Origin of the sequence: Streptomyces sp. NPDC001599, from assembly GCF_042893535.1 — a bacterium.
Taxonomy (GTDB): Bacteria; Actinomycetota; Actinomycetes; order Streptomycetales; family Streptomycetaceae; genus Streptomyces.
In genome coordinates this window covers 161388-172432 of sequence record NZ_JBIAVA010000005.1, presented here as the reverse complement: position 1 = coordinate 172432, position 11045 = coordinate 161388, and the positions used below count along the sequence as shown (strand labels likewise).

At 71.7% G+C, this 11045-nt stretch carries 10 protein-coding genes and 1 pseudogene; 5 read left to right on the top strand and 6 right to left on the bottom strand.

Annotated elements, in window-relative coordinates:
* Positions 1 to 36: 36 nt before the first annotated feature.
* A complete protein-coding gene (locus ACFYZ3_RS15600) occupies positions 37 to 1326 on the top strand; it encodes a citrate synthase (protein ID WP_388517197.1) in 1290 nt (429 codons plus the stop codon).
* A gap of 682 nt (positions 1327 to 2008) precedes the next feature.
* Here ACFYZ3_RS15600 and ACFYZ3_RS15595 read toward each other — a convergent pair.
* Both ACFYZ3_RS15595 and ACFYZ3_RS15590 read right to left on the bottom strand, forming a co-directional pair.
* The gene (locus ACFYZ3_RS15595) at positions 2009 to 2491 is read right to left on the bottom strand and encodes a hypothetical protein (protein ID WP_388517194.1); all 483 of its coding nucleotides are present in this window, start codon (positions 2489 to 2491) and stop codon (positions 2009 to 2011) included.
* 82 nt (positions 2492 to 2573) lie between these two features.
* The gene (locus ACFYZ3_RS15590) at positions 2574 to 3614 is read right to left on the bottom strand and encodes a LysR family transcriptional regulator (RefSeq protein WP_388517192.1); all 1041 of its coding nucleotides are present in this window, start codon (positions 3612 to 3614) and stop codon (positions 2574 to 2576) included.
* 137 nt (positions 3615 to 3751) lie between these two features.
* On the opposite strand from ACFYZ3_RS15590, the gene ACFYZ3_RS15585 reads away from it, so the two are divergent.
* Together ACFYZ3_RS15585 and ACFYZ3_RS15580 are read left to right on the top strand one after the other, a co-directional pair.
* Positions 3752 to 4600: an SDR family oxidoreductase gene (locus tag ACFYZ3_RS15585; RefSeq protein WP_388517190.1), complete on the top strand. Its 849-nt coding sequence runs from the start codon at positions 3752 to 3754 to the stop codon at positions 4598 to 4600.
* A complete protein-coding gene (locus tag ACFYZ3_RS15580) occupies positions 4597 to 5199 on the top strand; it encodes a DUF1772 domain-containing protein (protein WP_388517188.1) in 603 nt (200 codons plus the stop codon). Before ACFYZ3_RS15585 ends, ACFYZ3_RS15580 begins: the two co-directional genes overlap by 4 nt.
* Positions 5200 to 5267: 68 nt before the next feature.
* Here the strand turns inward: ACFYZ3_RS15580 and ACFYZ3_RS15575 are convergent, their stop codons facing one another.
* The 4 genes from ACFYZ3_RS15575 to ACFYZ3_RS15560 all read right to left on the bottom strand — a co-directional run bounded on the left by ACFYZ3_RS15575 (position 5268) and on the right by ACFYZ3_RS15560 (position 8767).
* Positions 5268 to 7562 (bottom strand): heavy metal translocating P-type ATPase, encoded by a 2295-nt coding sequence (locus ACFYZ3_RS15575; RefSeq protein WP_388517186.1) that lies wholly within the window; start codon positions 7560 to 7562, stop codon positions 5268 to 5270.
* Positions 7563 to 7598: 36 nt separating this feature from the next.
* Positions 7599 to 7841 (bottom strand): heavy-metal-associated domain-containing protein, encoded by a 243-nt coding sequence (locus ACFYZ3_RS15570; protein WP_388517184.1) that lies wholly within the window; start codon positions 7839 to 7841, stop codon positions 7599 to 7601.
* A gap of 116 nt (positions 7842 to 7957) precedes the next feature.
* Positions 7958 to 8530 (bottom strand): GNAT family N-acetyltransferase, encoded by a 573-nt coding sequence (locus tag ACFYZ3_RS15565; RefSeq protein ID WP_388517182.1) that lies wholly within the window; start codon positions 8528 to 8530, stop codon positions 7958 to 7960.
* 45 nt (positions 8531 to 8575) lie between these two features.
* Positions 8576 to 8767: an AlpA family transcriptional regulator gene (locus ACFYZ3_RS15560; protein WP_016326277.1), complete on the bottom strand. Its 192-nt coding sequence runs from the start codon at positions 8765 to 8767 to the stop codon at positions 8576 to 8578.
* A gap of 535 nt (positions 8768 to 9302) precedes the next feature.
* Here ACFYZ3_RS15560 and ACFYZ3_RS15555 point away from each other — a divergent pair.
* Together ACFYZ3_RS15555 and mmsA are read left to right on the top strand one after the other, a co-directional pair.
* Positions 9303 to 9512 (top strand): annotated as a pseudogene (locus ACFYZ3_RS15555) (hypothetical protein); the annotation flags it as partial.
* 14 nt (positions 9513 to 9526) lie between these two features.
* A complete protein-coding gene (gene mmsA, locus ACFYZ3_RS15550) occupies positions 9527 to 11029 on the top strand; it encodes a CoA-acylating methylmalonate-semialdehyde dehydrogenase (protein WP_388517180.1) in 1503 nt (500 codons plus the stop codon).
* The last annotated feature ends 16 nt before the right edge of the window (positions 11030 to 11045 follow it).

The following is an 11045-nucleotide window of genomic DNA, read 5'->3' as shown; positions in this document are numbered from 1 at the left end:
CTCGAAGATGAGGCACTACGTCGGTGAGGGAAAGACGTGAGCGACAACTCTGTAGTACTGCGGTACGGCGACGGCGAGTACACCTACCCGGTGATCGACAGCACCGTCGGTGACAAGGGCTTCGACATCGGGAAGCTCCGCGCCCAGACCGGTCTGGTGACGCTGGACAGCGGTTACGGCAACACCGCCGCCTACAAATCCGCCATTACGTATCTGGACGGCGAGGCGGGCATCCTCCGGTACCGCGGCTACCCGATCGAGCAGCTGGCCGAGCGCTCCTCCTTCGTGGAGGTCGCCTACCTGCTGATCAACGGAGAGCTGCCGACCGTCGACGAGCTGTCCGCGTTCAAGGGCGAGATCACGCAGCACACCCTGCTGCACGAGGACGTCAAGAACTTCTACAAGGGCTTCCCGCGCGACGCCCACCCGATGGCCATGCTGTCGTCGGTGGTCTCGGCGCTGTCCACCTTCTACCAGGACAGCCACAACCCGTTCGACGAGCGTCAGCGCAACCTCTCCACGATCCGGCTGCTCGCGAAGCTTCCGACGATCGCGGCGTACGCGTACAAGAAGTCGATCGGCCACCCGTTCGTCTACCCGGCCAACGACCTCGGCTACGTCGAGAACTTCCTGCGCATGACCTTCTCGGTCCCGGCGCAGGAGTACGAGCTGGACCCGACGGTCGTCGCGGCGCTCGACAAGCTGCTGATCCTGCACGCGGACCACGAGCAGAACTGCTCGACCTCCACGGTCCGTCTGGTCGGCTCCTCGCAGGCGAACATGTTCGCCTCGATCTCCGCCGGCATCAACGCCCTGTGGGGCCCGCTGCACGGCGGCGCCAACCAGTCGGTGCTGGAGATGCTCGAGGGCATCCGCGACGCGGGCGGCGACGTCGACTCCTTCATCCGCAAGGTGAAGAACAAGGAGGACGGCGTCCGCCTGATGGGCTTCGGCCACCGGGTCTACAAGAACTTCGACCCGCGCGCCAAGATCATCAAGGCCGCCGCGCACGACGTCCTCTCGGCGCTCGGCAAGTCCGACGAGCTGCTGGACATCGCCCTGAAGCTGGAGGAGCACGCGCTCTCCGACGACTACTTCGTCTCGCGCAGCCTCTACCCGAACGTCGACTTCTACACCGGTCTGATCTACCGGGCCATGGGCTTCCCGACCGAGATGTTCACGGTCCTGTTCGCCCTCGGCCGGCTGCCGGGCTGGATCGCCCAGTGGCACGAGATGATCAAGGAGCCGGGTTCCCGCATCGGCCGCCCGCGCCAGATCTACACGGGCGTCGTCGAGCGCGACTTCATCCCCGTCGAGGAGCGCTGAGCCGCAAGGCACCCCCGCAGCGCAGCTGGTGAGTCCCGTACCGCCCCGAGTGGTACGGGACTTTTCCGTGCCCCGGGCGGTCCTGGAGGTCCCGTGAGGGTCCAGGAGGAGACGGACGGACAGCAGAAGGCGCCCTGGCGCCGGTCCCCCCACGGGCCGACGATCCAGGGCGCCTTCCCATGTCCCGGTGCGGATTCCCCCCACGGGATCCGGCCGGGCGTCTGTGAGGACAGCGCCTGAATTCGCTGTGTCGTGCTGGTGGTGCTGGTACTGCTGGTCGTGCCGGTGGTGCTTGCCGCGCGGTCTGCCGGGACAGCGCACGCCCGGGAGGGCCGCTCAAAGCTTCCCGGTGTACGTGTCCCGGCAACGCAGCTCTGGGAAAGTCCCCCAAGACATCCCCAGATGCCAGGTGGCGCCCCCCAAGACGCTGCCTGACATCGCCAACTTAGACCTTCGAACCCCTTCGATGGTTACGTTCGCATCACTGTGATCTGCGTCTCTTGCATATGTCCGTTAGGTGCGCAAGAGCCCCGTACGTCGCACGGGCCTCAAGCGTAAGGAAGATGCGCGAGCCTTGTGAAGAGCTTATGTGAGGTGCGTGCCGGACTCCAGAGGCGCAGCCCCTCTACCTGCATGAAATGCGGACCAGTCGTCGCGGCCCGTCCGCCCGTCCGCCCGCCCGTCACAGCGCGGCGGCCCGCCTGCGCACCAGGAGGTTCTGCGTCCCCAGACCGATCGCCAGGTACGCGTACAGCGACGCGGCCCCCAGCAGTCCGGCTCCGGCCGTGTGGTCCATCCACAGCGCCAGCACGATGTGTATGGCGACCGAGGCGAACCACAGGCCGGTCGTCGCCGCCGTCCCCTTGCGCAGCACCTCGCTCCGGGGCCCACGCCAGATCCGTACGGTCCGGGCCCTGGCCGCGCCGAACGACGCCGCGACGGCCAGGCTCGCCACCAGGAGGACGACGGACAGCGCGGTCAGGGGGTGGTGCTCGTCGACCGAGGCGATACCCAGGGCGAGCCCGGCCGCCCCAAGGACACCGAGGACCACAGGGGCGATCAGTGAGCCGGTGCGCCGCACGGGGCGGGTACGCAACTGCTGCCGCACCACCAGGCCCACGACCGCCACGGCCATGAGGGCAGGTCCGCTGTCGGTGTTCTGCACGTCAACTCCCCGTTGTAGTACCGCTGTGTGCGGCGGTGTCAGCGCTGATCGCGATCGAGACGGTCCGGGATCCTCGCGGCGCCTACGCGGGCGCGGTCAGTGGGTCGGGGTGCGCCGCCACGTAGTCGCAGGCCGCTTCGGAGAAGGCGTGGATGCGGTTGTTGTCCGCCGCGGAGAGCCAGATCAGGCGCCACTCGTACGGCGGGGCGCCCTTGACCGGGACGAACGCCACGTCGGGGCGGGCGTCGTACACCCTCGCGTGGGACGGGACGGGGAAGACCCCGTGGCCCGCGCCGACCAGCGCCCACATCTCCTGGACGCTGCCGAACTCCGTGCTCCTCCCGGCGGCCCGTCCCTGGGGCGCTCTGCCGAGGGGGGACGACGGCGAATCCGCCCGCCCCGCGCCGAACAACCGCTCCGCGCCCTCGGGAGCCTCCCATCGTGCCGTCTGCCCGGCGACGGTCCGCCCGGCCGCCTGCCCGGGAGCGGGGCTCCGCACCGTCTGTTCCGAAGACGCCCGCGGCCGCAGTACTTCGTACCGCGCGAGCTCCGCCACTTCTACCGCCGCCCGCCGCGCCAGCGGATGCCGTGCCGAGACGGCGAGCATCGGCGCCTCCCGGAACAGCACCGGGCCCGCGCTGTGCTCGGGCGCGAGCGTCGACACCGGAGCCGCGAAGTTGTCGATGAGCAGGACGTCGATCACGTCGTCGCGCAGTGGTGCCGTCCCGTCCGTGAAACGGCTCTCGTGCAGCCGTACCTCGCATCCCGGATGCCGGGTCCGCAGCAGCTCCGCCGCGCGCACCACGAACTCCGCGGTGGCCGTCCCCAGGAACCCGACCCGCAACACGCCGTCCACGCCCCGCCCCGAGGCAATGGCTCGCGCGAAGGCGTCCAGGACCGCCTGGTGCGCGGGCCTCAGATCCTCGAAGAGACGCCGCCCGATCGCGGTGAAGGCCACCCGTCGGCTGGTCCGTTCGAAGAGGGCCGCGCCGACCGACCGTTCCAGCTTCTGGACCGTCTTGCTGACCATGGCCACCGAGACGTGCAGCCGCTCGGCACTGCGCCCGAAGTGGAGTTCCTCGCCGACCGTCAGAAAGATCTCGATCTCACGTCGCTCCACCACGCCCCCCACCGTCAACCCACAGGTCAACGATCCTTGCACGATTGCCAATTGATGGCGATCCCCGGGTGGCCGAGGCTGGGAGCACACCGCGGGAACGCGGTCACGAAGCCCCCTCCACGAAAGCCGAGGCGATCACCATGACGTCCACGACGTCCCCCGCACTCACCCTGGTCCTGGGCGGAACCGGAAAGACCGGACGCCGTGTCGTGCGCCGGCTGACCGGACGCGGCCACATGGTCCGGATCGGCTCACGGTCCGGCGGAATCCCCTTCGACTGGAACGACTCCACGACCTGGCAGCCCGCCCTGACCGGCGTGGACGCCGTCTACGTCTCCTACCAGCCGGACCTCGCCGTGCCCGGCGCCCCCGAGGCGATCGGCGCCTTCGCCGAGCTCGCCGTACGGACCGGAGCACGCCGCCTGGTGCTGCTCTCCGGGCGCGGCGAGCCGGAGGCCGAGGCCTGCGAGAAGGCGCTGGCGGCCTCGGGTGCGGAGTGGACGGTCCTGCGTGCCTCGTTCTTCGCCCAGAACTTCAGCGAGGGCGACTTCCTCGGCCCGCTCCTCGACGGGGAACTCGCGCTGCCGGTCGCGGACGTCGAGGAGCCGTTCGTCGATGCCGACGACATCGCCGAGGTCGCCGCCACCGTCCTGGCCGAAGGCGGGCACACCGGCCGCACCTACGACCTGACCGGGCCCCGGCTGCTCACCTTCGCGCAGGCCACGGCCGCGATCGGAGCGGCGACCGGCCGCGAGATCGGCTACGTCACCGTCCCCGCGGAGGCCTACGCGGCCGAACTCGCCGCGCACGGCGTCCCGGCCGCCGTCACCGACCTGCTGACCTATCTGTTCACGAGCGTCCTCGACGGCCGTAACGCCCATCTCGGAGACGGCGTCCGGCAGGTCCTCGGCCGGCCGGCCCGCGACTTCGCCGACCACGTCGCCGAGGCCGCGGCCGCCGGCGTCTGGACCCCCGAGGCCGCCTCGTGAAAACCACGCAGACCGGTACCCTGCTCGCCTCCGTCATCGCCTCCGGCCTGATGGCGGGGCTCTTCGCAGCCTTCGCCTATGCCGTGATGCCGGGGCTGCGCGGCACGTCCGACCACACGTTCGTGGCGACGATGCAGGGCATCAACAAGGCGATCCTCAACCCCGTGTTCATGCTTCCGTTCGTGGGGACGATCCCGCTGATCGCTCTGGCGGTGTTCCTCGCCCGGCGCGGCCACGGGCGGCCGGCGTTGCCCTGGCTCGTCGCCGCGCTCGTGCTGTACCTGGTCGCGTTCGCGGTGACCGTCGCGGCCAACGTCCCGCTCAACGACCGGTTGGAGCGGGCCGGCGCGCCGGACTCCATCGGCGACCCGGCCGCCGTCCGCGAACGGTTCGAGGCGGCCTGGGTCACCTGGAACATCGTGCGCGCGCTGCTGCACACAGCGGCCTTCGCCTGCCTGGCCTGGGCCCTGGTCCTGTACGGCGCGGACCGGTTCCGCACCGACCGGGCGGCAGCGTCCACCTCCGGCGGGTCGCCGGCGTACGCGTACAGCGACGGTCACGAGCGGCCGCCCTTGACGATCGGCGCGAGCAGCATGTGAACAGAGGTGCGGCGGTCCGGTCGGCGGCCGGTGGGGGGACGGGTGCCGGGACCGGTGCCGGCGCGGGGCTATCGGAAGGCGCGCAGCCGGAGGCTGTTGGTGACCACGAAGACCGAGGAGAAGGCCATCGCCGCCCCCGCGATCATCGGGTTCAGCAGCCCGGCGGCGGCCAGCGGCAGCGCGGCCACGTTGTAGCCGAAGGCCCACACGAGATTGCCCTTGATCGTGGCCAGGGTGCGCCGGGAGAGCCGGATCGCGTCCGCCGCCACCCGCAGGTCACCGCGCACCAGCGTCAGGTCGCCCGCCTCGATCGCCGCGTCCGTCCCCGTGCCCATCGCCAGGCCCAGATCGGCGGTGGCGAGCGCGGCCGCGTCGTTGACGCCGTCGCCGACCATGGCGACCGTACGGCCCTCGGCCCGCAGCCGCTCCACCACCGCGACCTTGTCCTCGGGCAGCACCTCGGCGATCACCTCGTCGACGCCGACGGCCGCCGCGACCGACTCGGCCACCCGGCGGTTGTCGCCGGTCAGCAGGACCGGGTGCAGGCCCAGCCGGCGCAGCCCGGCCACCGCCTCGGCGCTGGTCTCCTTCACCGCGTCCGCCACGGCGAGGACCCCGCGCGCCTCGCCGTCCCAGCCGACGACGACGGCCGTACGGCCCCGCTGCTCGGCCTCGTCCCTGGCCCGGGACACCGCGGGCGGCAGAGCGTCGTAGAGGCGCCCCACGGCCACCTGACGGCCCTGCACACGCCCGCGTACACCGCGCCCGGGGACGTTCTCGAAGTCCTCGACGCCCGGCAGGGTGCCGAGCCGTTCCTCGGCACCGGTGGCGACCGCGCGGGCCACCGGGTGCTCGGAGGCGTGCTCGACGGCGCCCGCGAGCCGCAGCAGCTCCTCCTCGTCGGTGCCCTCGGCGGCGTACACCTCGTGCAGGGCCATGCGGCCGGTGGTGACGGTGCCGGTCTTGTCCAGGACGACCGTGTCGACGCGCCGCGTGGACTCCAGCACCTCCGGGCCCTTGATGAGGATGCCGAGCTGGGCGCCGCGACCGGTGCCGACCAGCAGCGCCGTCGGGGTGGCGAGGCCCAGCGCGCACGGGCAGGCGATGATCAGGACGGCGACGGCCGCGGTGAACGCGGCGACCGTGTCACCGGTGGCACCGAGCCAGCCGCCGAAGGTGGCGAACGCGATCAGCAGCACGACGGGGACGAAGATCCCCGAGATCCGGTCGGCGAGCCGCTGCACCTCGGCCTTGCCGCTCTGCGCGTCCTCCACCAGCTTCGCCATCCGCGCCAGCTGCGTGTCCGCGCCCACCCGGGTCGCCTCGACCACCAGCCGGCCCCCGGCGTTCACCGTGGCGCCGGTGACGGCGTCGCCGACGGTGACGTCCACCGGCACGGACTCGCCGGTCAGCAGCGAGGCGTCCACGGCCGAGGCGCCCTCGGCCACCGTGCCGTCGGTGGCGATCTTCTCGCCGGGGCGTACGACGAACCGGTCGCCCACCGCCAGGCGGGCCACCGGTATCCGCACCTCGCGCCCGTCCCTCAGTACGGCGACGTCCTTCGCGCCCAGCTCCAGCAGCGCCCGCAGCGCGGCACCGGCGCGGCGCTTGGAGCGGGCCTCCAGCCAGCGGCCGAGGAGCAGGAAGGCGGTGACCCCGGCGGCCGCCTCCAGGTAGATGGCGGAGGCGCCGTCGGTGCGGGAGACGGTGAGGTCGAAGCCGTGCCGCATGCCCGGCATGCCCGCGTCGCCGAAGAACAGCGCCCACAGGGACCAGCCGAACGCCGCCAGCGTGCCGAGCGAGACCAGCGTGTCCATGGTGGCCGCGCCGTGCCGCACGCCCGTCCAGGCGGCGCGGTGGAAGGGCAGCCCGCCCCAGACCACGACGGGCGCGGCCAGGGTGAGGGAGAGCCACTGCCAGTTGTCGAACTGGAGCGCCGGGACCATGGCGAGCAGGACGACGGGGGCGGCGAGGAGCACGGAGACCAGCAGGCGCTGACGCAGGGCCGACAGCTCCGGGTCGCCGTCGCCGTCTCCGGTGCCGCGCTCCTCGGCGCCGACCTCGTCCGAGGGCTCCGGCGGCGGCGCCGGCTCCTCTGCGGTGTACCCGGTCTTCACGACGGTGGCGATCAGGTCGGCGACCCCGGTGGTCACCGGGTAGCTGACCCGGGCCTTCTCCGTCGCGTAGTTCACCGTGGCGGTGACACCATCCATGCGGTTGAGCTTCTTCTCGACGCGGGCCGCGCAGGAGGCGCAGGTCATCCCGCCGATGAGCAGCTCGACCTCGGCGAGGCCGGGATCGGGGCCGGGATCGGGCCCGGTGGCCGTCGTGGAGGTGCGGGTGTCCGCGGTGGTGCTGGTCATGGTCCGGACTCCAGAACGGGGGTGGTTGCGCCGGGCTCAGACCCGGCCGACGAGCTCGAAGCCCGCCTCGTCCACGGCGGCGCGCACGGCCGCGTCGTCCAGGGGCGCCCCGGAGACGACGGTGACCTCGCCGGTGGCGGCGACGGCCTGTACGGAGGTGACGCCCGCGATCTCGGAGATCTCGCCGGAGACGGCGCCCTCGCAGTGTCCGCAGCTCATTCCGCTCACCTTGTAGACGGTGGTGACGGAGTCCTGGGTGGTGTCGGTCTGGGCGGTCATGTCGTTTACTCCTCGTCGGGGTGCGCGTGGGCGGGTACCGGCGGGTACCCGTGGTCCGGCCCGGACCACTCACCCTCCACCTTACCCCTAGGGGGTATAAAGGCGACGCTCACCCGTCACCCGCGTCCACCTGCGTCGCGTCCGTGCGCCTTCCACTCGTGGTCGAGGACCGCCATCAGCACCTCGTCCACCCGCACGCCGCCCCGCAGGGCGGCCTCCCGGCGCACCCCCTCCACCACGAAACCGGCCTTCTCGTACACCCGCCGGGCCCGCGGGTTGTCGGCGTAGACCTCCAGCTGGACGCGGTGCACGCCGACCTGTTCGAAGGCGTGCCCGACGATGAGCCGCGTCGCCTCGCTGCCCAGCCCGCGGCCGCGTCCCCGGGGCCCCATGAGGGTCCGGAAGGTGCAGCCGCGGGCCGCGGGGTCCCACTCGTACAGGACGACCTCGCCGACGAGTTCGCCGGTGGCGCGGTCGGTGACGGCGAGGTCGAGCCGGTCGGGATCGGCGGTGCGCACGCCGTACCAGGAGCGCAGTTTGTCGAGGGTGAGTTCGGTGGTGGGCTCGAAGGTGAAGCGGACCACCTCGGGATCGTTGACGATCTCCCACATCACGTCGGCGTCCTCGGCGGTGAACGGCCGCAGGACGGTCTTGTCGCCGGTGAGCACGGGTTTCTCGGAGAAGTCCATGCACGGCACTGTGCCCCACCCGGCGGTGGGGCACAGAACGGTTTTCTACCGGTTGCGGTTGCGGGGGCGGGACGCCACCCACGCCCGGACCGTCTCCGCGTACCAGTACGGCTTTCCGCCCTCCACGTGGTCGGGCGGGGGCAGCAGCCCGTGCTTGCGGTACGACCGCACGGTGTCCGGCTGGACCTTGATGTGGGCCGCGATGTCCTTGTAGGACCAGAGCCTTCGGTCGGTCACTAGTCGCACCTCCCTGCGCGCGCCGCGGCGGCGACCGGGGACGGCCGCCGGGGGGAGCCGGGCGCTGCTGGCGATCACCAAGCCTGTTCCGGGTGAACGACGCGGGGTGACGAGCGGTCAGGGCCCGTTCCCGGGTGTGACGGAAGACCCGCGTGCGCGTGACATGTGTGACGCGGAGGGCGCTTTTGTGACACGAGTGCCACACAGGCGTACGCCGTCGTTCAGGCGCGGCGCGTTGACTGCGGCGGACGCAGGCGTTCCGCCGTACGCCCCTCGGCCGCCACTCGGACTACGTCGTCCGAATGTCCGGACAAAACATTGACAGGCCGCACGCACGGGGCTAGAAACCGGGGTGACGCAAGGGCGCGGGCAAGGAGGGAACGCGATGGCGCACGACCCGACGGCACACGGCCGGGGCGCCGGTTCCCCCACCGAACGCCTCCGGCGCGGGAAGGCGGCCTCGCCCTGGCAGGAGCGAGGCACGAGCGCCAACTCCCCGCTCGCACCGGCTCCGCGCCGGAGGTTCCTGCGTCGCGCCCCGACGCGGGCCGCCCACACTGCCCCACGTGTCTACGCGGACACCCAAACCGCAGACACAGTGTCGGGCGCGCCCGCGGCGCCCGGCTGCTGGGATGGAGTCAGGGCCGAGACCGCGACCCGACCGTCCCCGGTCCCGGCCCGTGACCAGCACGAACAGCGTGAGCTGCACCAACGGCACGTCTCGACCCGTCGCCGCCATCTGTGAAGGAGTTCTCGGTCATGACGAACATCGTCAACCACTGGATCGGCGGCAAGACCGCCGAAGGCGCCTCGGGCACGTACGGGCCGGTGACGAACCCGGCGACCGGCGAGGTCACCACCAAGGTCGCCTTCGCCTCCGTCGACGAGGTGGACGCCGCGGTCGCCGCCGCCAAGGAGGCGTACCTGACCTGGGGTCAGTCCTCGCTGGCCCAGCGGACCTCGATCCTCTTCCGCTTCCGGGCGCTGCTGGACGCCCACCGCGACGAGATCGCCGAGCTGATCACCGCCGAGCACGGCAAGGTGCACTCCGACGCGCTCGGCGAGGTCGCGCGCGGCCTGGAGATCGTCGACCTGGCCTGCGGCATCAACGTGCAGCTCAAGGGCGAGCTGTCGACGCAGGTCGCCACCCGGGTCGACGTGTCCTCGATCCGGCAGCCGCTCGGCGTGGTCGCGGGCATCACGCCGTTCAACTTCCCGGCGATGGTGCCGCTGTGGATGTTCCCGATCGCCATCGCCTGCGGCAACACCTTCGTGCTCAAGCCCAGCGAGAAGGACCCCTCGGCCGCCGTGAAGGTCGCCGAACTGCTCTCCGAGGCCGGACTGCCGGACGGCGTCTTCAACGTCGTGCACGGCGACAAGGTGGCCGTGGACCGCCTTCTGGAGCACCCGGACGTCAAGGCCGTCTCCTTCGTCGGCTCGACCCCGATCGCCCGCTACATCCACACCACCGCCTCCGCCAACGGCAAGCGCGTGCAGGCCCTCGGCGGCGCCAAGAACCACATGCTGGTCCTGCCGGACGCCGACCTCGACGCCGCCGCCGACGCGGCCGTGAGCGCGGCCTACGGCTCGGCCGGCGAGCGCTGCATGGCGATCTCCGCGGTCGTCGCGGTCGGCGCCGTCGGCGACGAACTGGTCGAGAAGATCCGCGAGCGCGCCGAGAAGATCAAGATCGGCCCCGGCACCGACCCGTCCTCCGAGATGGGCCCGCTGATCACCAGGGCGCACCGCGACAAGGTCGCCTCCTACGTCGAGGGCGCGGCGGCCGAGGGCTGCGAGGTCGTCCTGGACGGCACCGGGTACACGGTCGACGGTCACGAGGACGGCCACTGGATCGGCATCTCCCTGCTCGACCGGGTGCCGACCACCGCGAAGGCGTACCAGGACGAGATCTTCGGCCCGGTGCTGTGCGTGCTGCGCGCCGAGACGTACGAGGAGGGCGTGGCCCTCATCAACGCCTCGCCGTTCGGCAACGGCACCGCGATCTTCACCCGGGACGGCGGCGCGGCCCGCCGCTTCCAACTGGAGATCGAGGCCGGCATGGTCGGCGTGAACGTGCCGATCCCGGTCCCGGTGGGCTACCACTCCTTCGGCGGCTGGAAGGACTCGCTCTTCGGCGACCACCACATCTACGGCAACGACGGCACGCACTTCTACACCCGCGGCAAGGTCGTCACCACCCGCTGGCCCGACCCGGCCGACGCCCCGGCGGGCGTGGACCTGGGCTTCCCGCGCAACCACTGACACACAAGGTGCCCCG

What these genes read in the sequence shown, in the direction of transcription:
- ACFYZ3_RS15585 (WP_388517190.1), top strand. Translation starts at nt 3,752, where the DNA reads ATGACGTCCACGACGTCCCCCGCACTCACCCTGGTCCTGGGCGGAACC.
- ACFYZ3_RS15575 (WP_388517186.1), bottom strand. Translation starts at nt 7,562, where the DNA reads ATGACCAGCACCACCGCGGACACCCGCACCTCCACGACGGCCACCGGG.
- ACFYZ3_RS15570 (WP_388517184.1), bottom strand. Translation starts at nt 7,841, where the DNA reads ATGACCGCCCAGACCGACACCACCCAGGACTCCGTCACCACCGTCTAC.
- ACFYZ3_RS15565 (WP_388517182.1), bottom strand. Translation starts at nt 8,530, where the DNA reads ATGGACTTCTCCGAGAAACCCGTGCTCACCGGCGACAAGACCGTCCTG.
- mmsA (WP_388517180.1), top strand. Translation starts at nt 9,527, where the DNA reads ATGACGAACATCGTCAACCACTGGATCGGCGGCAAGACCGCCGAAGGC.